The organism is Streptomyces sp. NBC_01591, from assembly GCF_035918155.1.
GTDB lineage: Bacteria > Actinomycetota > Actinomycetes > Streptomycetales > Streptomycetaceae > Streptomyces.
On sequence record NZ_CP109327.1, the window covers coordinates 6,092,011 to 6,115,340 of the forward strand.

A 23,330-nucleotide genomic window follows, 5' to 3' on the forward strand; every position below is an offset into this window, starting at 1 on the left:
GAGGCGAGGCCGTGAGCGTGCACACGCCGGCCGCGTTGGAGCTGGACGACATTCAGAGCGGGGTTCTCAGCCCCCGCCCGACCCCCTACACGGCGACCTACCTGGTGTTCCGTGTCGATGACCGGGCGCATGGGCGGGAGCTGATGCGGCGCGCGAGCGCGGTGGTGACTCCTGCCGCCGACGCGGTCAGTGCCCTGGGGGAGACATGGGTGAGCGTCGCGGTCACCTTTCACGGGCTGGAGGTCCTGGGTGTGCCACGGGCATCGCTGGACACGTTCGCCTGGGAGTTCCGGCAGGGGATGGCCGCCCGGGCCCAGGCGCTGGGTGATGTCGGCGAGAGTGGCCCCGAGCACTGGGAAGCGCCATTGGGCACGTCGGATGTCCATGTGGTGTTCGCGGCGATCGCCCCTGATGCCACGCGGTTGGAGGCGGCCATCGACAGAGCCCGCCCTGCTTACGACCGGCTTCCCGGGGTGACCGCGATCTGGCGGCAGGACTGCTACGCGCTGCCCACCGAGACCGAGCATTTCGGCTACCGCGACGGCGTCAGCCATCCGGCCGTGGAGGGCAGCGGTATCGCCGGGTCGAACGAGCTGGAGGTGCCCTTGAAGGCGGGCGAGTTCGTGCTCGGCTACCAGGACGAGATCGGGGGCACCCAGACCCCGCAGCCGGAGGTGCTGGGACGTAACGGCAGCTACGCGGTCTTCCGTAAACTCCACCAGCGGGTCGCCGCGTTCCGGCGCTACCTGCGGGACAACGCCACCAGCCCCGAGGACGAGGAACTGCTCGCAGCCAAGATCATGGGACGCTGGCGCAGCGGGGCACCGCTGGCACTCAGCCCGGAGCACGACGACCCCGATCTGGGCGCCGACCCGCACCGCCGCAACACTTTCCTGTACGCGCGGGACGATCCGGCGGGATTCGCCACGCCCAGCGGCTGCCACATCCGGCGGGCCAATCCCCGCGACGCGGCGGTGGCGGGTGAAGTGCGGCTGCACCGCATGATCAGACGCGGCGCCGTCTACGGTCCGCCGCTGCCCGAAGGAGTCATGGAGGACGACGGGGCCGACCGCGGTCTGATGTTCGCGTTCATCGGAGCCCACCCAGGGCGGCAGTTCGAATTTGTTCAGTCCGAGTGGATGAACGACGGCGTCTTCTTCGGCGGGGGCAGCGCCAGAGATCCCGTCACCGGATCCCACGACGGCGTCACCGGCTTCACCGTTCCCCGGCGGCCGCTGCGACGACGCCTGTCCCCACTGCCGCGGTTCGTCGTCACCCGCGGTGGCGAGTACTGCTTCCTGCCGGGCCTGAACGCCTTGCGGTGGCTCGGTGATCTCCCGGACTGACATGCGGTCACGCGCGCCGTGGCACCGGCCCGCCGAGGCGCTCGGCCGCCCGAGGGGACACATCTCATGGAAGCCCTGCACCTCTTGTTCAACGCCGTCACCGTGATCTTCATCGCGGCCACCATGTTCACTGCCGGTCCGGGGGCCACCATCCCGGCACTGCGGAGCGTCTTCACCGACATCCCGCTGCCGGCGCCGGCTCTGCTCGCCAGCATGGTGGTCATCCCGCTGCTCGGCCGGGGCATCGGTGCACTGTTCGGCTCACTCACTCTCCTGGCGGGGTTCGTCCTCGCCTCCGACGCCTTCGGCACACTGCTGGCCACGGGCCCGCCGGTGCGCCGCACCGCCATGGGCAGCGTCGCCGCAGTACGCAACGCCACCCAGGCCCGCGGGATGGTGGTCGAGGTGGGTCAGAGTGGTCGGGTCGTGGCGACCAGGCGTCCCGCGTGGTCCATCACGGAGATGGACCGGATGTCGGGAAGGTGCAGGGCACTCGCCCCCGTCACGGCGGCGCTGCCGTTGGGAGTGATCGCCCAGGTGGCCGCCTGCTCCTTGCGGCCGTCCACCGAGGAGACCTGGAGGACGAAGGGTCCTGGTGCTCCTGCGGGCAGGTCGGCCAGGGTGACGCTCACCGCAGTGCCCCAGGGCTTGGCCGTGAGCGTGGCACGGCCGGACACGGAGTACCCGGCGGCCGAGGTGAAGGCCGTGGCCGGGCCGGTCGAGGGCCGGAGCGGCAGCATCGACCACAGTCCGAGCCCGGCGACCACGATCAGGGCCGCAGCCAGTGCCAGCCACTGCCGACGAGCCCGGCGCCTGCGTGCGACATCGGCGGCGCGGACCTGCTCCAGCAGGCGGCCGAGCCCGGCCGGCGAAGCCGGCGCCGCCGCATCGGTGCCGGCCTCGCGTGCGGCCCGGGGACGGGGCGCGGACATGCCCGGGGCACGGCGGAGCAGTCCCGCCAGCGGGGCCGAGCGCGCGAGCTCGTCACGGCATTCCTGGCACGTGGGCAGGTGGGACTCCAGGTCGCGGCGGTCGGTCTCGCTGAGACCGCCCAGCACATATGCGCCGATCAGCATGCGCACGTCATCGTGGTCGGTGCTCACCGCAGAACTCCCATTTCTTCAAAGGCTGCGCGCAGGTTGCGTACGGCGTAGTAGGCGCGGGACTTGACCGTTCCCTCCGGGATCGTGAGCCGTGACGCGGCCTCGGCGACGGTCAGCCCCTCGAAGTACAGCGCCTGGATCACATCACGATGCTCGCTGGACAAGCGTTCCAACGCTGCGGTGATCACGTGCCCCTCCAGCGCCGCCTCCACATCATCGGCAGAAGGTACAGCCGCGAGTGCCTCGTCGTCGTAGAGCGGTTCCGGACGCCGCTGCTCAGCGCGCCAGCCGTCGGTGAGCACGTTGCGGGCGATCGTGAAGAGATAGGAGCGGATGGTGACGTGGCGTGGCTCGATCTTGTCGATGCTGCGCCACGCCCGCAGCAGCGTCTCCTGCACGACGTCCTCCGCCTGCTCGGGACTGCGCACGTACCTGCGCACGAAGGAGAGCAGCACATCGTGGTGCTCGGTGTACAACGCAGTCATCAACTGCTCGTCCGGCGTCACGCTCGATGTCCTCATCTCGCAGGCTGGGGCCGCTTGGAGCATCGCCGGGCCCGTACTGCAGGCGGTGGACAGTCCGCGCCCCGGGGAGGCGCGGAACCAGATCCGATCCATCCGACCCACTTCCATACATGACCGCACCGGCTGCGCCGTCTTCGAGGACGGCTGCGACATGCGGCTTCTTGTGTTCTGAGGCACTGATCGTGTGCCCTTGCGGCTACGTGTACGACGAGCTGGGGGTTCAGGTTCACCCGAAGACAGCGGACGAACTCAGGTTCTCGCCACTCGTCGGAGCGAAGGCCCGTCGGCGCACTTTGTAGCAGGGGTGTGCACGGGAGTGCCGACACGGGTCCGGCGTCGAGACCACGGGCACGGGCGCGCTGGACGGCATCCCGCTCCCCCGCAGCCCTGACGGAACCGGAGCGGTTCAACCTGCGGATTGAACCGGGTGCCGCAGGCGGTCGTACACATGGCCGCAAGCCTCCCAACACTCAGGAGAACAAGTCATGAGCAAGAAGAAGCTCGGCTGGGCCCTCGGCGCGAGTGCGGCCATGATCCTCGGCCTGGGCGCCACGGCCTTCGGGCTGTCCAGCGCGAACGCGTCGAACCTGGACACGTCCGCCTCCGCCGCGACGCACCCGGTCAAGGTGAAGGTCGTCGCGCCCAAGCGCGGGGACAACGCGGGAGTGGAGGGCAAGGGCTGGATCGTGGACCTGAAGCTCTCCTTCCGGGGCAAGACCCTGGCCCAGACCGGCTACAACGGGCTCCAGCTCACCGGCCCGGCCGCGCACAACAACATCGCCCCCTTCCCAGGCACGTTCTCCACCGGCCAGGACGAAAAGATCCCTGGCCTGGTCGTGCTGGACTCCACCACCAACAGCAACCTCCCCGGCTTCTCCGGGCCCGGCACCAACCTGGCCAACCTGTTCAACCTCTCCGGCGTCACCGACCGCACCCCGCACAAGACCGAACTGTGGGACACCTGGATCGTCGGCGCCCCCATCGTGGGGCAGAACGTCGACACCACCCTGACCGTGGCTGTCGTCGACGACCTCAACCACGACGGCATCTACAACGACGCACCCGGCGTCGTGAAGGACCTCGACGGCGATGGGAGGATCGGCGCCAAGGACCTGGACCTGATGGGTGTCGCCTCCAACATCGTCACCGTCCCCTTCCACATCAACGCCGACCCCGCCTGAACCCCGCCAGGTCAGGAGGGCGCCGCTGCCGGGCCCGTGAACACCTGCGCGTGTGCCGCAGTGTGTGCGCCGGCGCTGATGATACGGAGCGACGAAAAGACCGCTCCTGCCTGCGGCGGCATCCCTGAGGGCAGGGCGTCCGGTCCGACACGGCACCGTGCTCCGCAGGTTCCCGGGCCAAGGCCCCTCGGCTTCGTCCGGGAACCTGCTGCGGCCGGTGCGAGGCCCTCGAATCTCTACGTCCCGTCGCACATGACTGCCGGACGGACGAACCGACATCCGGCGCCCGACCCCACCATGAGGAGCTACTCCCGTGAACTTCCCGAAGACCCGTGCGGCCCTGGTGGCCTCCACGGCACTGCTGGTCGCCTCCGGCGCAGCGCCGAGCGTCGCCGCCCCTGTGCCCGGGCACGGCCGCACCTCCGTGGCGCTCGCCTGGTACGACACCACGGCCGACACGATCGCGACGGCCGGATCATCACTCCCTGCGGTGACCAACAGCCGTACCTGGGCGATCAGTTGGATCGCAGCAGCGCGGGCCCTGCAGCATGTGCCGTCCGGGGTCGACCGCAGGGACTACCAGGACGCGGCGCTGGCCGCCGCGGTGCACCGCGCCCTGGTCGAGCTGGTGCCCACCCGTGCCCCGGAGCTGGATGCCGCCCTGCAGCAGACCCTGGATCAGACTCCCGACGGCCCGGCCGAGACCTTGGGCGCCGCAGCCGGCGAACGCCAGGCGCTGGAGATCCTGCACGACCGCGAGGGAGACGGCCTCGATGCGGCCGCCGTGAACGCCCCCTTCACCGTGCCACCGGCCGCGCCAGGCGTCTGGCAGCCCACCCCGCCCGCGTTCGCCCCCGCCATCCAGAACGGCAGCCGGTTCGCCCGGCCCTTCCTGCTGAAAAGCGCCGGCCAGTTCCGACTGCCCGCGCCTCCCGCTCCGACGTCCAAGCGGTACCAGACCGACCTGAAGGAGGTTCGAGACTTCGGCGAGCTGAACAGCACCGTGCGCACCGCGCGGCAGACCGACACGGCCAACTTCTGGTTCGACTCCTCGCCGGCCCTGTGGACCAAGCCGATTCGCGTCGCGCTCGCCGCCACCTCCCACCAGCCGCTGCTCAAGCAGGCCGAACTCGTCGCCCTGACCCACGCCACGCTGGTGGACACCCAGATCGCCACCTCCGACAGCAAGTACACCTACCCGCTGTGGCGCCCCGTCACCGCGATCCGAACAGGCGTCGGCGAGATCCCTGCCGACCCGTCATGGACCCCACTGCACACCACTCCGGCGCACCCGGACTACCCCAGCGGTCACAACACCTACGCAGGCGCGGCGGAAACCGTTCTCACCGCCCTCGTAGGACCGCGCACGGCCCCGTTCACCCTGACCAGCGGCACCGCACCAGGCGTTGTCCGCACCTACACCGCATGGCACCAGCTCACGCTGGAGAACATGGACGCGCGGGTCTGGCTGGGCATCCACACCCGACTCGCGGACGAGGCCGGGGTCGGACTGGGTACCGATGTCGCCAGGTACGGCCTGAACCACGCCCGGTCGTTGTTCCAGGAGCACTGAATCGCCCGGGCGAACACCGCCGTCCGCGTCGGCGTCCGCGTCGAGCCGGCGAGGACGCGGGCCCGGGTGCCGTCGGTCCGTCAGCCGTCGCGGGCCACCCACCGGTAGTGCAGCTCCGGACGCCCGATCTGGCCGTACTGCGGGCTGCGCACCACGTGCCCCACCGTCACCAGATGCTCCAGATAGCGGCGCGCGGTGATCCGCGAGATGCCCAGCTCCGCCCCGGTCGAGGCTGCCGTCACCCCCTCCGGGGCGGCCCGCACGACACGGGTGACGGCCTCCAGAGTCGGGCCGCTCAGCCCCTTCGGCAGCCGGGCCGGCTGCGGTGCGCGCAGGGCGCCGAGGGCCCGGTCCACCTCGTCCTGGCCGCTCGCCTCACCGGCCGCCGCGCGGAACTCCGCGTAGCGCACGAGCCGGTCGCGCAGGGTGGCGAAGGTGAACGGCTTCAGCACGTACTGGACGACCCCGAGCGACACCCCCTCCCGGACCACCGCCAGATCGCGGGCCGACGTCACCGCGATGACATCCGCCGAGTGTCCGGCCGCACGCAGCGAGCGCAGCAGCTGCAGACCGTGCCCGTCGGGCAGATACAGGTCCAGGAGCAGCAGATCGACCGGCGTACGCTCCAGCGCCCGCACTGCCTCCGCACGCGAATGCGCTACGGCCGCCACCGTGAATCCGGGGACGCGGCCCACGTACAGCCGATGGGCGTCCGCGGCGACGGGGTCGTCCTCGACGACCAGCACCTGGATCACGCCGTGGTCTCCTTCGTGGTGTGCGTCGTGCGGCCGGCGGCGGTCAGCGGCAGCCGCACCGTGAAGCGCGCACCGCCGTCCGCACCGCCGTCCGGGCCGCTGTCCAGCGCCACCGTCCCGCCGTTGCGGTGCACCGCCTGCTGCACGAGGGCGAGCCCGATGCCCCGCCCGGCGCCGTGCGTCGTCCAGCCCCGGCCGAACACCTCGGCGGCGTCCTTCGGATCGATCCCGGCCCCGGTGTCGGCGACCCGAAGCAGCAGTTCGCCCTCTCCGGCCAGCGCGGTGACGGTGACCCGGGCGCGGGCGGCCCGCCCGCTTCCCGCTCCCCGCTGGGCGGGCACGGACCCGGGTCCCGGGGTGCCGGTCACCGCCTCCGATGCCGCGTCCACCGCGTTGTCGATCAGATTGCCGAGGATCGTCACCAGGTCCCGGTGCGGCAGCGTGGCCGGCAGGTCGCCGTCGTCGATCAGACTGTCGTCCGCGAGCACCAGCTCCACCCCCCGTTCGTTCGCCTGCGCCGCCTTGCCGAGCAGCAGTGCGGCCAGCACCGGCTCGGCGACCGCTCCCACCACCCGGTCGGTGAGGGCCTGGGCCAGCTCCAGCTCGGCGGTGGCGAAGCCCACCGCCTCGTCGGCCCGGCCCAGTTCGATCAGCGAGACCACGGTGTGCAGCCGGTTCGCCGCCTCGTGCGCCTGCGAGCGCAACGCCTGGGTGAACCCCCGCTCGGAGTCCAACTCACCGGACAGCGCCTGGAGTTCCGTGTGATCGCGCAGCGTCACGACGGTGCCGCGCTGCTCCCCGCCCACCACCGGACGGGTGTTGACCACGATCACCCGGTCCGCCGTCAGATGCAGTTCGTCGACCCGCTCCTCGGAGGCGAGCAGCGCACCGGTCAGCGGCGCGGGCAGATCCAGCTCGGCGACCCTGCGCCCGACCGCACCCGGCTCCAGACCGAGCAGCTCCCGGCCCGCGTCGTTGATCAGCGCGATCCGTCGCTGCCCGTCGAGCATCAGCAGCCCCTCGCGCACCGCGTGCAGCGTGGCCTGGTGGTAGTCGTGCATCCGGCTCAGCTCGGCGGCGTTCATGCCGTGCGTGTGCCGCCGCAGCCGGGCGTTGATCACGTACGTGCCGATGCCGCCGAGCGCGAGCGCCCCGCCCGCCGCCAGTCCCAGCGCCCCGAGCTGCGCCCGCACCTGCGAGGAGACCCGTTCGACCGTGATGCCCGCGCTGACCAGCCCGGTGATCCGGGAGCCGTCCCGGATCGGTGTGACGACCCGGATCGAGGGGCCGAGCGTGCCGGTGTACGTCTCCGTGAACGTCTCGCCGCGCAGTGCCTGCGCGGTGTGCCCGAGGAACTCCTCGCCGATCCGGTCGGTGTCCGGGTGCGTCCAGCGGACCCGGTCCGGGGACATGATCGTGACGAAGGTGATCCCGGTGTCCCTGCGGACCTGCTCCGCGTACGGCTGCAGCACGGTGGACGGGTCCGGGGTACGGATCGCCTCCCGTACGGACGGCGAGTCGGCGATCGCCAGCGCGGCCGCCCGCACCTGCCGGGTCGCGGTCTCCTTCGCCTGCTCGCTGCCGGAGACGTAGGCGAAGAACGCGCAGCCCGCCACCACGGCCGCCACCAGCACCACCTGCATGGCGAAGAGCTGACCGGCCAGGCTGCGCGGGCGGGTACGGGGGCGGGGGAGACGCATGCCCACAGTCTGCCTGGCCGAAAACAAATGAACGAAATGCACGCAACGGTGACCGCCGTCACAGGGAACGAGATATTCGCCAAGGGTTTTTTCCGGCCCGGATCCGCCGGACAGCCCTTGCACCCCCCAGGGACGGGGGGTGACCCGGACGAGCCGAGGAGAACCCCCGTGGGAGTGGCAGCAGCCAAGCGGGACCGCACGCACTATCTGTATCTCGCCGTGATCGCGGCGGTGGGCCTCGGCATCCTCGTGGGCTTCGCGGCCCCGGACTTCGCCGTCGAGCTCAAGCCGATCGGCACCGGCTTCGTGAACCTGATCAAGATGATGATCTCGCCCATCATCTTCTGCACGATCGTGCTGGGCGTCGGCTCGGTGCGCAAGGCCGCCAAGGTCGGCGCGGTCGGTGGCCTCGCCCTCGGCTACTTCCTGGTGATGTCGACCGTCGCGCTCGCCATCGGCCTGCTCGTCGGCAATCTCCTGGAGCCCGGCCAGGGCCTCCACCTCACCGAAGCCGTACGCGCCGCCGGTGAGAAGCAGGCGGCCGGGGCCAGCGAGTCCACCGTCGACTTCCTGCTCGGCATCATCCCGACGACGATCGTCTCCGCCTTCACCGAGGGCGAGGTGCTCCAGACCCTGCTCGTCGCGCTGCTCGCGGGCTTCGCGCTCCAGGCCATGGGCTCGGCCGGTGAGCCGGTGCTGCGCGGCATCGGCCACATCCAGCGCCTCGTCTTCCGCATCCTCGCCATGATCATGTGGGTGGCCCCGGTCGGCGCGTTCGGCGCGATGGCGGCGGTGGTCGGCGAGACCGGCGTCGACGCGCTGAAGTCGCTCGCGATCATCATGGTCGGCTTCTACCTCACCTGCGCGATCTTCGTCTTCGTGGTGCTCGGCACCATCCTGCGGCTGGTCGCCGGGGTCAATCTGATCGCTCTGCTGAAGTACCTGGGCCGCGAGTTCCTGCTGATCCTCTCCACCTCCTCCTCCGAGTCCGCCCTGCCGCGGCTCATCGCGAAGATGGAGCACCTCGGGGTCAGCAGGCCGGTCGTCGGCATCACCGTGCCGACCGGCTACTCCTTCAACCTCGACGGCACCGCGATCTACCTCACGATGTCCTCGCTCTTCATCGCCAACGCGATGGGCGACCCGCTGAGCGCCGGTGAGCAGGTCTCGCTGCTGCTCTTCATGATCGTCGCCTCGAAGGGCGCCGCCGGAGTCACCGGCGCGGGCCTGGCCACCCTCGCGGGCGGCCTTCAGTCGCACCGCCCCGGGCTGGTCGACGGCGTCGGCCTGATCGTCGGCATCGACCGCTTCATGAGCGAGGCCCGCGCCATGACGAACTTTGCGGGCAACGCGGTGGCCACCGTCCTGGTCGGCACCTGGACCAAGGAGATCGACAAGGAGCGGGTGGACAAGGTCCTGACCGGCGCGCTCCCGTGGAACGAGCAGATGCTCAACCAGGACGCCGACGCGCACAACGTCCCGGAGCCGCGCGACGGCGACGAGCAGCACGCGATGGCGAAGGCGTAGCCACCACGGAGCACCATCGCAAGGGCCGCCGCGGGAACTCCCGCGGCGGCCCTTCGCGCTTGCCTTGACGTCAGCGTCAAGGTCTACCGTCGAGGACATGCGAATCGGTGAGCTGGCCGAACGGGCCGGGACGACCACGCGGACCCTGCGGTACTACGAGTCACGCGGACTGCTGCCCGCACGGCGGGCCGACAACGGCTACCGCGCGTACGACGAGGACGATCTGCGGCTGGTCCAGCAGATCCGGACCCTGCAGGACTTCGGGTTCGAACTGGAGGAGACCCGGCCGTTCGTCGAGTGCCTGCGCGCCGGCCACCCCGCCGGTGACGCCTGCCCCGCCTCGCTCGCCGTGTACCGGCGCAAGGTCGGCGAGCTCGACGCGCTCATCGAGCAGCTCCAGGCGGTCCGCGCCCAGGTGGGCGCAGAGCTCGCGAGGGCCGAGCTGGAGGCCGGGGCGACGCTCCCCGGCGGTCCGGAACCACGTTGTGAACTGGGAGGATGACAGATGATTCATGCAGAGGGCGTGGCCGAGGTCACCGACACCACCTTCGACACCGAGGTACTCGCGGCGGACCTTCCCGTACTGGTCGAGTTCACCGCCGACTGGTGCGGCCCCTGCCGCCGGCTCGCCCCGGTGCTCAGCGCCGTCGCCACCGAACTGGCCGGGCGCATGGAGGTCGTCCAGCTGGACATCGACACCAGCCCCGGCGTCGCGAGCCGGTACGCGGTGCTGTCGGCGCCGACCCTGATGGTCTTCCGCAACGGCGAACCCGTGAAGTCCATGGTGGGGGCCCGGCCCAAGCGCAGGCTGCTCCAGGAACTGGAGGACGTTTTCGAGACGGTGTGAGGCGGGGAGCCTGCCCGAACCGGAACGAAGGGGCTCCGGCGATTCAGGGTGACTTGGGAAGGTCACCCCGTTCGACCGGAGCCCCGTTGCGTCCATAACAGGCAGGCGCGGACTCAATGCCCTGCTACGGCCTGCGGACTCATATGCTCACCGGGACTTCGAGACGTCCCTGGAAGAAATCCTTACAGGATTTCGATGGCATCGACCTTCGGTACATTCGAATATTTAATATTCGACCACCGGGCGATTTTCACTACATCGCCATTGGCGTCGTAGTACTTCACGTCGTTGTTCCCCGTGGAGATCTGGTCGACCCACCACCCGCCGAAGTCGATTTTCCCGCGGTTCGCATAGCAGTCCACGCTGTCGCGCCCGCTGCCGTCGTGCGGCCAGATCTTCAAGAAATTCTCGTCGGGGTTACAGGTGACGTGATCGATGGCGGAAGCGGTTCCGGCCAGCCCGGCCAGGGTGAACGCGGCGGCTGCGGCAAGCGCTGCAGCCATGGTGCGCACAACGTTCCTCGTTCTTGAGATCATATTTTCCCCTTGAATCGAATGCGGAACCAAGAGCCCACTTCGCCATCGTGGGCATCGGTGCTGAACAAGCATCTTACGAAGCGATCCATCCACCCAGGAGGGCCTCGAAGGGAAATCACCTGAACGTGAATCCCTGACCGTATGCACCGGGGCTCGACGCGGCCATGAACCTGCGATTTCGGGTAAAGAATCACACAGTTAATACGTCGAACCTCTGGTTCGATTCCCGCGAGTGGTGGCAACTGCATCGCAGGGGCGTTTCGAAATTGTGGTGCTCAGGTATTGATCCGGGCTCGGGCCCGGCGGCCAGTCGTCCGGGCCCGGGGGTGGGTGGCGGTGGCGGCCGTCAGGGGGCTCTCATCAGGTCGCGCAGGTTGCCGACCAGTGCGTGGATGTCACGTTCGGCGGTCGGGTCGGCGGGGGCTGTCGGGGCCGCGCCCGACCCGGACTTGCGGCAGGTGCGGCAGAGGCCGTCGGGGAGTGCTTCGGGCGGGCCGGGTGTGCCGCACTCGGTGCATTCCACCATCAGACGGCGGACGGGGGTCCCTGGTGTGGCCGGTGTCGGGGCGGTGGGCAGGTGGGGCGGGATCTTGTCGTTGAGGCGGCGGCGCACGAAGCCGACAGGGGAGCCGACCTGGGCGGGGAGGCCCGAGGTGAGGGCGTGGGTGAGGTAGTCGGTGTCCACGCCCCGGGTGAACCACTGGGCGGCCAGGGGCTCCAGAACGGCGCAGTCGGCGGCGGAAAGGGCCAGGCGCGGTTCGATTCGGCCCAGTTGGGCCAGGGCGAGGTACGCGGGCGAGGGGGGCGCCGGGGCCGGTTCGGGGTTTCGCTGCTGCGGTACGGCGGGAGCGGGCGCGGGAGCGGACGAGGCGGGCTGCGCCGCGGGCTCGGCCGGGGGCGCGGGGGCCGGGACCGGCGGTTGTGCTTCGGTCTGGGGAGCGGGGACTTCCGCGGGACCCCGGGGCGGCTGGGAAACGATCCCCTCCTGGGCGGCTCGGCCGTTCTCGGCGTCCAGGAAGGTGCCCCACCATTCGTTGTCGCGGGCGGTGCGGGACCAGAAGGTCCGGGTGACCCAGCGGACCTGGCCGCGCACCTCGATCCGGCACTGGGCGTGCCGCAGGTGACCGGCCACTCCCAGCGCCCTGAGGGCGCTGCCGACGGCCATCTGTCCGTACAGGGGGATGTTCTTGGCGAGCGACTTGATGTCCATGGCCGCGCCGTCGGGCAGATGGTCGACATACCCGGCGATGTAGCGCTCACGCTCGGGCAGCAGCACGAAGTCGTCGGCACGCGACGGGTGTTGGTCCGGTGCGGATCGCTTGCCGTAACCGGGATTGGCCTTCGCGTACGGGCGCGAGGATGCGGGCGTACGCAGGGCGGGGCTAAAGTTCCCACTAGCCACAGGATCGGTCTCCGTCGATCTTGGGGTGAGACCCCGGCCGGTGCGCTAACACCGCGTCCGGGGTCGCTTGGTCCAGGGCACCGTAAGCAGCCGCGACAGCGCGCCGCAAGCCGGTCCGGGTTAGTCGTACTTGCTGGCCGTGACGGGTCGGGGAGGGCAGGGAGGTTTCCTCAACCCCCTTATTTCACCTACCGGTTGACCAAGAGCGCTCGAATCCCGGCCCTCGGACTTCGACGCCCGGATCCCGAAGCTCAAGCGCCGGTCCCGGCTCCCTCCTCGCACCCACGAAAGAGTGAACCAGCCGGTCTCGAAGCTCGAACCCCGACCCTCGAAGCCCGGAACTCGGGTTCCGGACCGCGGGGTGGCGTTGTCTCGGTCGGCGGAGCTGGAAGCAGCAACCACCCGGGCGTGATGCTTCATGGATGTCTTGCTGAGCGTTTTCAGCGTTGCCTCTCCAGGGTGAGGACGGCCTTCGCGATTGACGTCATGCGGTTGGGGCTGATCCGGGATCTTCGGAAGATGCGCCAGGACTTCAGTTGTGCCATGCCGCGTTCGACGGGTGCCCGGGATGCGGCCAGCGCCCGGTTGACCGTCTGCTGTGTTGGGGGCAGTTGCCCACCGGGCGGCCGTCTGCGCCCGGTGGTGACCCAGGGGCCGCCGCCCTGGTAGGCGCGGTCGGCAAGGACGGGGACACCTTGGCGTTCGCAGATCCGGATGATCCGGTGAGTGCGGGCCGCCGTCAGGTCATGGCACCGGCCCGGCAGGGCCGGCGAGATCCACAGCACCCGCCCGGTTGAATCGGTTACGACCTGCACGTTCACGCCGTGGCGGCCGTGCTTGTGCGAGTAGTCGGCCCGGCCGTCGCCCACGCGGTCGCACTCGGCGAGCGTCCCGTCGAGCAGTACGTACTGCGGTTCGTGCTCGCGCAGGACCTTCAGCAGGCCGGGGGCCCGGGCAGCCAGGAGGTCGATCACTGCGGTGGTGTAGGCATGGGCGGTGCCGACCGAGATACCGAAGCCGGCGGCTATCTGTGCCAGGGTGTCGTGCTTGCGCAGGTACACCAGAGCGACGAGCGCGCGTTGGCGCGGCGGGAGCTTGCAGTGGCGGCTACCCTCGCGGGTGACGATGAGCAGGGCGACCCACTCGACCAGCGAATGAGGCAGGTCGAGTGCGGCAGGACAGAAGGCCAACGAGGCACCTGCGCTGATGAGTTGAGACTTCGAACACCTCCCTCAACGGCACGGGTGCCTCGTGCGTTGCGCCCTCGCCGCCGTCACCCCATCGGTGGCCACTCTGAAAACGCTCAATGACCGACGAAGGCTCGGCCGCCCCCGCAGACCGGCACAGGAGACCACCTCATGCTGTTTGTCATCGCCATCATCGGAATCTCCATACTGGGCGTCACCCTGTGGTGCTCGGTGCACGTCGCGAAAATGAGCGACCTGCCCACGTGGCGCAGGTTCCTCCCCCTCGGCCTTCTCGTGCTGTCCCTCGCAGCCAGCCTGCTGCGGGCCGCCGGCACCCCCCAGTTCGCGAACGCAGTCGCCTTCCCGCTGCTCCTGGCCGCGCTCGCGGTGTCCCTGATGGATATACGCGCCCAGAACAACCGGCGTGCGGGAACCACCACGCAGTAAGCATCTGTGGCGTCCGGCGGCTTCCTCGCAACCGCGTCGACGCCGGGCCGTGCACAGCGCTCCAAGGAGCGGACGGAGGCGCCGTACCAAGGCGACGCCGCCTATCGGGTCCAGGCCGTCAGCCCCCCACTGTCGAGGGCGTGTTGATGTGTGGTGACCGGGGGGAAGGAACAGCGGCATGTCGCTGCGCAAGGTGGCGCTGCAGGTCGATGTGCCTGAACTGGTACGTCGCCCCGACCTTGCGCAGTACGCCACGTTCATGCGCGTCCTCCAGGAACGCCATCAAGCGGAACGGGACTCGGCGCCTCGACGCCAGATAGATCCGTGCCATGGCCGACCTTCCCCAGGCCGCGCGTTTGAACCCGCTCAGGACCCCGACGAAGGTGCCGAACCCTGTCCACGGCAGGAAGATCTCCAGGGCCTCGGATCCGGATAGCTCCGGGCTCACGCTCGCGAACAGGGCCATGAATCCGCATACCAGTCCGCACACGGTGGCGCCGGCGGTCTCGAACACCCAAAAGGTCCGGCGGTCCAGGGCGAGAAGTGCTGTCGGTCCGACCACGGATGCCTGGTCGGCCTTCCTCACCCTCAGCCCGTCCACAAGTCCGACGAAGAGCCCGCTGATGACTCCGCACAGACAACCAAGAATGATCACTCCCGAACGTGGGGCATCCGGCAGGAACGAGAGGCCGAGGAACGGGACGAAACCAATGGCGAACCCGACGACAAATGAGCGGAATGACAGGCGCATACCTGCGTTGGGGGTTCGTGGGTGCACGCGACGGGGGATCCCGAATGCCACTCCGTACGCGATCCCGCACACCAGGCTGAGGACGATTCCGTACAGGACAGCGAAGAGGAGCAGGGGGATGCCGGTGGGCTGGACAGCACCACCTGCCGTCGGGCGCCCCGGCTGCAGGTAGAGCAACAATGCACTTGTGAAAGCTGCGAGGATTCCACCGGCGAAACCGTAGAAGGCCCCATAAATAGTTCCGATTCCGAACAAACGGGGTGACAGGCGTCGTGACGAAGCAGCCGCTGTGGGGCGCATCCGTAGCGGAACCGCAACCATGACTCCGAACAGGATCCCGCCCGTCAACCCGGCCAGGAGCCCGAAGTTGGCCAGTTCCACGCCGTTGAGCTCGACGTCCGCCATGGCCGGGATGTCATCCGGGTCGAGGCGTCCGGGCGCTGTTTTTACCGCGACCAGAACGGCGAGCGCGATTCCGTAGGTGATCGCGTACGCAAGACCGATCCCGAAGGTGCGGAGCGACCAGGGGCGCCGGGGGTCGAGGGGCGTAGGACGCATGGTCGCGGGGATGGAGAACATGAGCGTGAACATGGCCCAGTACATGGGCCATGTCATCAGCACGCGGTCGAAACTGCCGTACAGGAGCCCGCCGCCGAGAGCCATGGCGAGACCACCCATGCACCCTGCTGAGAGCCGGCGGATGAACGCCGGAACGGCCTCGTGCAGCTCCCACCAGGCGAGGTCCGGGCTGCCGCCGCGGTTGTCCTCCAGGTGTCGCGCCAGGAAGCCCAGGTACTGCCCGGCTTCGACGGCGTTCCAGCGGGGCTCACCGGCGCCGTCCCAGCCGTAGGCAGCCGGAATATAGGCGTTGAACAGATGGGCGTCGAGGTCGGCACGGGTGGGGTAGACCGCCGTGTCGCAGAGCCGGTCCGGGTGAGGGGCCGGATCGGGTGCGGTCCAGGTGCGGACCTGAGGGCGGCGGTTGTAGCTGGTTCGCGCAAGGAACAGGCCGAGCGGGGTGCTCAGCGACTGCCCGACCGCGGAACCACTGCCCAACTGGGCAGCTACGTTGCGCCAGCGCTCCATGGCCGGGGCGTCGGCAGCACCGCCACCCCGCTGCAAGTAGTCGGCGGCCAGCTCGGGACTCAGCGGAAGCAGCCGGACCACGGCGGCGCTGTTGAACCGCACAGTGACGTCCGGCCCGTTGAGCGCGGCGCGGTAGGGCTCGGTCCTGCTGGTCAGTACGGCGGCCTGCCGTGCGGGCAGGGATCGGTTGAGCGTGTCCAGCGCGACGGCGTGCAGCGCGGGCGGCAGCTCGTCGAAGCCGTCCAGCAACGGCACGATGCGCCCCGCCTCCAGCAGGGACTGCGCAAGACTGGGCCCGGACCTGGAGCGGGATGCCGGCGCGCGCAGGTTGGGATATGCGCTCTGCAGCCGTTCGACCATCCATACGTTGAGGGGCTGGACCGGGTCCCATGAAGCCAGGGAGAACAGCACCGGCACGGGGTCACCGCTCTGCCGGCGCTGGATCAGATCCAGCAGCAGCCGGATGAGCAGAACCGTCTTGCCGGAACCCGGTTCACCGAGAACGACCAGCCGGCGCGTGGGGATCCGCCGGGAGAATACGTCACCGATCTGCGCACCGTCCCCCGCCAGACCGGCAGCATCCGCGGGCCATTCGGCAGGGTCACCCGGCGCGCCACCCGGCCAGGAGCGTGCCACGTCGGCCAGGTGGGGCCATGGTTCCATCAGGGTGTCGTCGACGCTGCTCCACGCCACCGGCAGTGTGTACGAATCGTTGATCTGGCGGCCGGTGGCCTCCTTCTCCCACTGCGGTCCCACCGCCGCCGCGAGTTCGTCCGCGGCCGCGTCCAGATCGGTTGCGCCGGCGTGCTCACGACGGTAAGCCATCCACGCCAGATACATGGGAGCGAGAGCCAGGAGGGTGGCACTCGCCACCCCGATCTTGTCCCCGTGGAGGGTCAGGGCCGCTACCACCCCGCCGGCAATCCCCACAACCACGAGTAGCCCGTACCACTTGCCAGTGGTCATCCTTGTTCCCCCATCGTGCAGCGAGCGGTCCCGTCACATCATGAGGTTTCATATAGTCCGCGTCGGCGCGGAATTGCCAATTCGCATTCGAGGGGAAGGCTCGCTTTTGAGCCATTGAGCGTTTTCAGAGTGGCCACCGATGGGGTGACGGCGGCGAGGGCGCAACGCACGAGGCACCCGTGCCGTTGAGGGAGGTGTTCGAAGTCTCAACTCATCAGCACAGGTGCCTCGTTGGTCTTCTGTCCTGCCGCACTCGACCTGCCTCATTCGCTGGTCGAGTGGGTCGCCCTGCTCATCGTCACCCGCGAGGGTGACCGCCGCTGCAAGCTCCCGCCGCGCCAACGCGCGCTCGTCGCTCTGGTGTACCTGCGCAAGCACGACACCCTGGCACAGATAGCCGCCGGCTTCGGTATCTCGGTCGGCACCGCCCATGCCTACACCACCGCAGTGATCGACCTCCTGGCTGCCCGGGCCCCCGGCCTGCTGAAGGTCCTGCGCGAGCACGAACCGCAGTACGTACTGCTCGACGGGACGCTCGCCGAGTGCGACCGCGTGGGCGACGGCCGGGCCGACTACTCGCCAACGGACGTACTCTGGAAGGGAGGTGAACCCATGCCGCTACCCGAGAACATTCGTAACTTCCGTCGCCGCGTCGGCCTGAGCCAGGAACAGCTCGCCGAGCAGGCGGGCCTTTCCCTGGGTGTTGTTCGGAAAGCTGAACAAGGCGGAAGCGTGCGGGTCGAGACACTTCACATGCTGGCCAGGGCGCTCGGCACCACCACATCCAGTCTCTTCGAGACCGCTGCTCCCGAGCCTGTCCGTGGAGACGAAGGCGACAGCGCCCGCCTCATGGAACTGCGCCGCGCGCTCATGCCTCCTGTCGGACTGTCCGAGACTTTCGTGGAACCCGGGCGGGGAGTCGGCCTGGCTTCCATCCAGCGGGACATCGGCGACACCCATGCCCTTTACCAAGCCGACCGCTACGACTCCGTCGCGAAGCGCTTGCCGGGCATCCTGAGCGTCGCCGAGGCCGCCGTCGTGCTCAGCGACGCGGGGGAATCGCGGCGGAGGGCCACCACCGTCAGGGCCAGTGCCTTCCTTCTGACGGGCAAATACCTCACTCAGGTCCGGCGCTACGACATGGCGTATTACGCCCTCTCGCAGGGCATCAGGGATGCCCGTGAGACCGGACAGACTCTCCTCGCCGCCACCGGGGTCGTCGGCATGGGCTGGCTCCTTCTACGACAGGACAGGTTCGACGAAGCCGAGGACCTGGCCACCGTCACGGCCGCCGAGGTGGAGCCGCGTATGTCCAACGCCTTGCCGGGCCAGCTTGCCGTCTGGGGGGAGCTTTGCCAGCGCGTAGCCGCCGCAGCTGTGCGGAACAACCGCCCCGAGATCGCCAAGGAGGCCCGGCGCATGGCTGCGACTGCAGCCTCGGCCCTGGGCGCCGAGCACATGGACTTCAGGGAGCACTGGTCCACCTTCGGGCCTGTCACGGCAGAGATGAAGACGATCGAAGACCTCTCTCTCATCGGTGATGCCCGCGGAGTGCTCAGCCGGGCCGATGAGGGAGCCCTCAGCCGCAAGGCGCTGAAGAGGCTCGGTCGTCCGAGCGCGAACAACTGGGACCGGCACCGTCTCGATGTCGCCGGAGCCCACGCGAAGATCGGCGCCCACCAGGATGCGATGGACGAGCTGAGCGCCATCAGGCGGGCCTCTCCCGAGTGGCTCAAACACCAGCAAATGGCCCGCTACATCATGAGCGACATCCTGGCCGGCCGGAAGCGGACCCTCACCGAGGACATGCGCGGCATGGCGGTCCACCTGGGCGTCGCCGGGTAGCAACTACGGGGCGTGGTACTTTCCGTCGGGTAGCTGCGAGAGTGTCATGCTCCGTGTCTGGTTCGGTGCATTGTCCGCACGTACCGTCTTCGGCATGGCGAACAACCAGCAGACCGAACCCCGGATCGGGGCGGTAGTCAAGGACCTGAAGGGCAACCGCTTCGGTGTTGTGATGGCCACCATCGGCGGGCTCATCCAGCTCCGCCCGGTCAGCGGCGGACTGTCGTGGGAAGTCGCGCCGGACGGCATCGAGGCGCTCTCCTCGCGCCAGGAGTTGACCGTTCGCCTCGCTGCCCTCAATGCCGAATCCAGGCGCGGAACATGAGCGCGCCCCGCGCCATCGTGAGGCACGTCCGGTGGACGCTCGCGCCGAATCAGGAGCCGGATGCCGAACCGCAGACGTACACCATGCTGTGTGTTGTCTGCGGAGAGTCCTCCGCTGCGGCGGAGGAGTGGGACGCCCCGCAAGGTTGGGCTCTTTCCCACTCGGGGCGTAAACCCTCCCACCGCACCTACCGAGAGCTGACCACCAGGCCCTGGCGAACCTGGATGAACTCTTGATCTGGCGCGGGGCGCGCGACCACTTCCGGGCCGCGCGCCCCGTGCCCCGGCTCAGACCGGCCGGAACCAGACCGTCGCCAGCGGGGGCAGCGTCAGCAGCAGGCTGCCGGGCCTGCCGTGTGCGGCCACCGGCTGCGGCTTCAGCGGATCGGGATGACCCACATCGCTGCCGCCGTACCGCGCGGCGTCGGTGTTGAGGACCTCCGCCCATGACACCCGGTCCCCGAGCACATCCGGCACCCCCACCCGGTAGTCGTGCCGCACCACCGGGGAGAAGTTGCTGACGGCCAGGAGCGGCGAGCCGTGCGCGTCGTAGCGCAGGAAGGCGAAGACGTTGTCCTCGGCCGCCCCGCCGTCCACCCAGTCGAAGCCCTCCGGAACGGTGTCGCGCTGCCAGAGCGCGGGGGTCTCGGCGTACACCGTGTTCAGGTCGCCCACCAGGGTGCGTACGCCCCGGTGGTCGCTCTCCGCCGCGTACGAGGGGTCGAGCAGCCACCAGTCCGGCCCGTGCCCCTCCGACCACTCCGCCCCCTGGGCGAACTCCTGGCCCATGAACAGGAGTTGCTTGCCCGGGTGGGCCCACATGAAGCCGAGGTAGGCCCGGTGGTTGGCGCGCTGCTGCCACCAGTCGCCGGGCATCTTGGAGACCAGCGACCGCTTGCCGTGCACCACCTCGTCGTGCGAGATCGGCAGGACGTAGTTCTCGCTGTACGCGTACACCATCGAGAAGGTCATCTCGTTGTGGTGGTATTTGCGGTGCACCGGCTCCTTCGACACGTACTCCAGGGAGTCGTGCATCCAGCCCATGTTCCACTTCAGCCCGAAGCCGAGACCCCCGAAGCCGCCGGGGCCGACATGGTGGGTGGCGCGGGTGACACCGTCCCAGGCGGTGGACTCCTCGGCGATGGTCACGACACCCGGATTGCGACGGTAGACGGTGGCGTTCATCTCCTGGAGGAAGGCGACGGCGTCCAGATTCTCCCGGCCGCCGTGCTCGTTCGGGGACCACTCGCCCTCCTCGCGCGAGTAGTCGAGATAGAGCATCGAGGCGACGGCGTCGACCCGCAGCCCGTCGATGTGGAACTCCTCGCACCAGTAAGTGGCGTTGGCCACCAGGAAGTTGCGCACCTCGGTGCGCCCGAAGTCGAACTCCAGCGTGCCCCAGTCGGGATGCGCCGCCCGCGACGGGTCCGAGTGCTCGTACAGCGGCCGGCCGTCGAACTCCGCCAGCGCCCAGTCGTCGCGCGGGAAGTGCGCGGGCACCCAGTCGACGATCACCCCGATCCCGGCCCGGTGCAGGGAGTCGACGAGGAAACGGAAGTCGTCGGGTGTGCCCATGCGTGACGTCGGGGCGTAGAACCCGGTGACCTGATACCCCCAGGAGCCGCCGAAGGGGTGCTCGGAGATCGGCATCAGCTCCACATGCGTGAACCCCAGATCCCTTACGTACGCCGGGAGTTGGGAGGCCAGCTGGCGGTAGGTGAGCCCCGGCCGCCACGACGGCAGATGCACCTCGTAGGCGGACAGCGGCGCCTCGTGCACCGGGACGTCCCCGCGGTGCGCCATCCACTCCTGGTCCCGCCATTCGTGGTGCGAGGCCGTCACGATCGAGGCGTTGGCGGGCGGCACCTCGGTGCACCGGGCCATCGGGTCGGCGCGCAGCGTGTGCGAGCCGTCCGGGCGGCAGACGTCGAACTTGTAGAGCGCGCCCTCCCCGATCGCGGGCAGGAACAGTTCCCACACCCCGGTGGAGCCGAGCGAACGCATCGGGAAGCCGGTGCCGTCCCAGTAGTTGAAGTCCCCGACGACCCGCACACCGCGGGCGTTGGGTGCCCAGAGGGTGAACCGGGTGCCCGCCACGCCCTGGTGCTCCATGGGCTGCGCGCCGAGGGCGGTCCACAGCTCCTCGTGCCGCCCCTCGCCGATCAGATGCAGATCGAGATCGCCGAGCGCGGGCAGGAAGCGGTACGGATCCTGCACCTCGATCTCGTTGTCCTCGTAGGCGACCAGCAGCCGGTACTCGGGCAGCGCGGGCATCGGCAGCAGCCCGGAGAAGAAGCCGTCGCCGTCGTCGTGCAGCTGCGCCCGCAGCCCCTTGGCGAGCACGGTCACCGAGCGGGCGTACGGGCGCAGCACCCGGAAGGTCACACCACCCCGGACCGGGTGGGCGCCGAGCAGGTCGTGCGGGGCGTGGTGCTCACCGGCGAGCAGCCGGCCCCGGTCGCAGTCGTCGAGGGGGCGGGCCTGTCGTACGCCCTGGCTGCCGGTGCCGGCCCGCTTGGCCGCCGGCTTCTTCCGTCCGGCCGGGGCGGCCGGTTCCGGCGACGGCGATGCCGCCACCGCCTCGGCCGGGGCCGCGGGGGAAGCCGCCCCGTCGGGTGCCGGTGGCTCGACTCGGGGGGCCTCGGTGGGGGCGGGCTTCTTGCGGGACGGCTTGCGGGCGGTCACGGGGACAGCCTCCTCGGAGGGTGTTGAGGGGGGGGAGAGGGAGGGGCGGGAGCGCGTGCCGGGCCGTCAGTCGTCGGCGGCGGCCAGGCGGTGGATCGCGGCCATCGGGACCGGAAGCCAGTCGGGCCGGTGCCGTGCCTCGTACAGCACCTCGTACACCGCCTTGTCGGTCTCATGGGCGCGCAGCAGCTCCGGTTCGCTGCGCGGGTCGACGCCTGCGGCGCGGGCGTACCCCTCGCAGTAGGCGGTCCGGCAGCGGGCCGCCCAGTCGGCGTTCCACGGGCGGTGCGAGCGGGCCGCGTAGTCGAAGGAGCGGAGCATCCCGGCGATGTCGCGCACCGGGAGCTGCGGCCGGCGGCGCTCGGGCAGCGGTCTGGCCGGTTCGCCCTCGAAGTCGATCAGCGACCAGAAACCGTCGGCCGCGCGGAGTGTCTGGCCGAGATGGAGGTCGCCGTGCACCCGCTGGGCCGCCCAGTCGCGTCCCCGGTGCCCCAGCGCGGCCACCGCGTCGAAGGCGGTGCGCAGCCCGGGGACGTACGGCAGGAGCTCCGGTACCGCCTGGGCTGCGACCTCCAGCCGGCGCACCATCGAGGCGGCGAGGCGCTCGGTCTGGGCGCGGTGCAGGGCGGGCGTCGGCAGGGCGGCGGCGAGCGCGGTGTGCACCTCGGCGGTGGCCCGGCCCAGCGCGCGGGCCTCGCCGGTGAAGTCCCGGCCCTCTGCCAGGGCGCGCAGGGCGAGCTGCCAGCCGTCCTCCGCACCGCTCAGGAACGGCTGCAGTACGCCGAGGGTGAGCGGCCGGGGCGTGGTGACCTCGAACCAGGCGACGGGGGCGGGCACCCGCCCGCAGCCCTCGCGCGCGAGTGCGAGCGGAAGCTCCAGATCGGGGTTGGTGCCCGGGAAGATCCGGCGGAAGATCTTGAGGATGTAGGCGTCGCCGTAGACGAGCGAGGTGTTGGACTGCTCGGTTTCGAGCAGCCGCGGTGCGAGCCCCGCGGCGATGGCCGGACCGCTCCGGTCGAAGCGCAGGGCGCCGAGGGGGCCGGGCGTACGGAATCGTTCCAGCAGAAGTTCGGCCAGGCGCGGGTCGTGCAGCCCCTCGTAGACGGTGCGGCCGGCCAGCGGCCCTTCGGCCACATGGCCGATGAGCGCGGGCGCCAGCCGGGGCGGCAGCGCGGCCCGTACGCCGAGCAGCAGTTGGTAGCAGTCGTCCGGCGACTGCGCGGGCGTGGACGGCTGGTGGACCCGGACCAGCAGATGGAGCAGCCCGGTTCCGGTTCCGGCGGCGACGGAATCGGTGCCAACCGGCAGTATTTCGGTCGCCGACACCAGCGAGAACGCGGTGACCGGCCGCCCCTTGCCCGCGAACCACCGCTGCCGGGGCAGCCATTCGTGCAGCAGAGGGGCGAGCGACGGGAGCAGGGTTGTGCTGTCAGCCAGGGCGACCCGAGTGGATGCAGCCTCCGACATGGCATCGCGTCCTTTCCCCGGGCACACCACAGGATGCGAAGAGTGTCCCGGATTGCGGCAATAGCCGTCCGGCTGTGC

Annotated in this window: 19 protein-coding genes and 2 pseudogenes; 11 read left to right on the plus strand and 10 right to left on the minus strand. The window is 69.8% G+C overall.

What is annotated here, in order from left to right; all coding sequences use genetic code 11:
• The first annotated feature begins 11 nt into the window (after positions 1–11).
• Positions 12–1,346 carry a Dyp-type peroxidase gene (locus tag OG978_RS28280; RefSeq protein WP_326767905.1) on the plus strand — a complete coding sequence of 445 codons (1,335 nt, stop codon included), beginning with the start codon at positions 12–14 and terminating at the stop codon, positions 1,344–1,346.
• A gap of 410 nt (positions 1,347–1,756) precedes the next feature.
• On the opposite strand, the gene OG978_RS28285 is transcribed toward OG978_RS28280, so the two are convergent.
• Together OG978_RS28285 and OG978_RS28290 are read right to left on the minus strand one after the other, a co-directional pair.
• Positions 1,757–2,449, minus strand: coding sequence for an anti-sigma factor family protein (locus OG978_RS28285; protein ID WP_326767906.1), 693 nt, complete (start codon positions 2,447–2,449; stop codon positions 1,757–1,759).
• Positions 2,446–2,955 carry a sigma-70 family RNA polymerase sigma factor gene (locus tag OG978_RS28290; RefSeq protein WP_326767907.1) on the minus strand — a complete coding sequence of 170 codons (510 nt, stop codon included), beginning with the start codon at positions 2,953–2,955 and terminating at the stop codon, positions 2,446–2,448. Before OG978_RS28290 ends, OG978_RS28285 begins: the two co-directional genes overlap by 4 nt.
• A 503-nt stretch (positions 2,956–3,458) precedes the next feature.
• Between OG978_RS28290 and OG978_RS28295 the strand changes: the two genes are divergently transcribed.
• Positions 3,459–4,154: a hypothetical protein gene (locus tag OG978_RS28295; RefSeq protein ID WP_326767908.1), complete on the plus strand. Its 696-nt coding sequence runs from the start codon at positions 3,459–3,461 to the stop codon at positions 4,152–4,154.
• A gap of 313 nt (positions 4,155–4,467) precedes the next feature.
• The gene (locus OG978_RS28300) at positions 4,468–5,727 is read left to right on the plus strand and encodes a vanadium-dependent haloperoxidase (RefSeq protein WP_326767909.1); all 1,260 of its coding nucleotides are present in this window, start codon (positions 4,468–4,470) and stop codon (positions 5,725–5,727) included.
• An 80-nt stretch (positions 5,728–5,807) separates the two neighbouring features.
• On the opposite strand, the gene OG978_RS28305 is transcribed toward OG978_RS28300, so the two are convergent.
• Both OG978_RS28305 and OG978_RS28310 read right to left on the minus strand, forming a co-directional pair.
• On the minus strand, positions 5,808–6,482 hold the full coding sequence (locus tag OG978_RS28305) for a response regulator (protein WP_326767910.1): 675 nt from the start codon (positions 6,480–6,482) through the stop codon (positions 5,808–5,810).
• Positions 6,479–8,182, minus strand: coding sequence for a sensor histidine kinase (locus tag OG978_RS28310; protein WP_326767911.1), 1,704 nt, complete (start codon positions 8,180–8,182; stop codon positions 6,479–6,481). The genes OG978_RS28305 and OG978_RS28310 overlap by 4 nt, the downstream gene beginning before the upstream one ends.
• Before the next feature lie 168 nt (positions 8,183–8,350).
• Here OG978_RS28310 and OG978_RS28315 point away from each other — a divergent pair, with 168 nt between their 5' ends.
• The 3 genes from OG978_RS28315 to trxA all read left to right on the plus strand — a co-directional run bounded on the left by OG978_RS28315 (position 8,351) and on the right by trxA (position 10,556).
• Positions 8,351–9,709 carry a cation:dicarboxylate symporter family transporter gene (locus OG978_RS28315; protein ID WP_326767912.1) on the plus strand — a complete coding sequence of 453 codons (1,359 nt, stop codon included), beginning with the start codon at positions 8,351–8,353 and terminating at the stop codon, positions 9,707–9,709.
• A gap of 97 nt (positions 9,710–9,806) precedes the next feature.
• Positions 9,807–10,211 (plus strand): MerR family transcriptional regulator, encoded by a 405-nt coding sequence (locus OG978_RS28320; protein WP_326767913.1) that lies wholly within the window; start codon positions 9,807–9,809, stop codon positions 10,209–10,211.
• A gap of 3 nt (positions 10,212–10,214) precedes the next feature.
• The gene (gene trxA, locus OG978_RS28325; RefSeq protein ID WP_326767914.1) at positions 10,215–10,556 is read left to right on the plus strand and encodes a thioredoxin; all 342 of its coding nucleotides are present in this window, start codon (positions 10,215–10,217) and stop codon (positions 10,554–10,556) included.
• A 182-nt stretch (positions 10,557–10,738) separates the two neighbouring features.
• On the opposite strand, the gene OG978_RS28330 is transcribed toward trxA, so the two are convergent.
• The 3 genes from OG978_RS28330 to OG978_RS28340 form a co-directional block, all read right to left on the minus strand.
• Positions 10,739–11,092 carry a beta/gamma crystallin domain-containing protein gene (locus OG978_RS28330; protein WP_326767915.1) on the minus strand — a complete coding sequence of 118 codons (354 nt, stop codon included), beginning with the start codon at positions 11,090–11,092 and terminating at the stop codon, positions 10,739–10,741.
• A 346-nt stretch (positions 11,093–11,438) separates the two neighbouring features.
• Entirely contained in the window at positions 11,439–12,494 is a 1,056-nt protein-coding gene (locus tag OG978_RS28335) for a MarR family transcriptional regulator (protein WP_326767916.1), read from the minus strand.
• 440 nt (positions 12,495–12,934) lie between these two features.
• On the minus strand, positions 12,935–13,684 hold the full coding sequence (locus OG978_RS28340; RefSeq protein WP_326767918.1) for a transposase family protein: 750 nt from the start codon (positions 13,682–13,684) through the stop codon (positions 12,935–12,937).
• A 168-nt stretch (positions 13,685–13,852) separates the two neighbouring features.
• Between OG978_RS28340 and OG978_RS28345 the strand changes: the two genes are divergently transcribed.
• Entirely contained in the window at positions 13,853–14,128 is a 276-nt protein-coding gene (locus OG978_RS28345; RefSeq protein WP_326767919.1) for a hypothetical protein, read from the plus strand.
• Between the two features lie 118 nt (positions 14,129–14,246).
• Here the strand turns inward: OG978_RS28345 and OG978_RS28350 are convergent, their stop codons facing one another.
• A complete protein-coding gene (locus tag OG978_RS28350; RefSeq protein WP_326767920.1) occupies positions 14,247–16,931 on the minus strand; it encodes an NACHT domain-containing protein in 2,685 nt (894 codons plus the stop codon).
• 231 nt (positions 16,932–17,162) lie between these two features.
• On the opposite strand from OG978_RS28350, the pseudogene OG978_RS28355 reads away from it, so the two are divergent.
• The 4 genes and pseudogenes from OG978_RS28355 to OG978_RS48375 form a co-directional block, all read left to right on the plus strand.
• Positions 17,163–17,510 (plus strand): annotated as a pseudogene (locus OG978_RS28355) (helix-turn-helix domain-containing protein); the annotation flags it as partial.
• A gap of 60 nt (positions 17,511–17,570) precedes the next feature.
• Positions 17,571–18,776 (plus strand): annotated as a pseudogene (locus OG978_RS28360) (helix-turn-helix domain-containing protein); the annotation flags it as partial.
• A gap of 94 nt (positions 18,777–18,870) precedes the next feature.
• Positions 18,871–19,101, plus strand: a complete 231-nt coding sequence (locus OG978_RS28365) for a hypothetical protein (RefSeq protein ID WP_326767921.1) — start codon at positions 18,871–18,873, stop codon at positions 19,099–19,101.
• On the plus strand, positions 19,098–19,337 hold the full coding sequence (locus OG978_RS48375; protein WP_442817755.1) for a DUF7848 domain-containing protein: 240 nt from the start codon (positions 19,098–19,100) through the stop codon (positions 19,335–19,337). The genes OG978_RS28365 and OG978_RS48375 overlap by 4 nt, the downstream gene beginning before the upstream one ends.
• A 51-nt stretch (positions 19,338–19,388) precedes the next feature.
• Here the strand turns inward: OG978_RS48375 and glgB are convergent, their stop codons facing one another.
• Together glgB and OG978_RS28375 are read right to left on the minus strand one after the other, a co-directional pair.
• Positions 19,389–21,785 carry a 1,4-alpha-glucan branching enzyme gene (gene glgB / locus OG978_RS28370; protein ID WP_326767922.1) on the minus strand — a complete coding sequence of 799 codons (2,397 nt, stop codon included), beginning with the start codon at positions 21,783–21,785 and terminating at the stop codon, positions 19,389–19,391.
• Positions 21,786–21,851: 66 nt separating this feature from the next.
• A complete protein-coding gene (locus OG978_RS28375; RefSeq protein WP_326767923.1) occupies positions 21,852–23,252 on the minus strand; it encodes a maltokinase N-terminal cap-like domain-containing protein in 1,401 nt (466 codons plus the stop codon).
• Positions 23,253–23,330 lie beyond the last annotated feature (78 nt).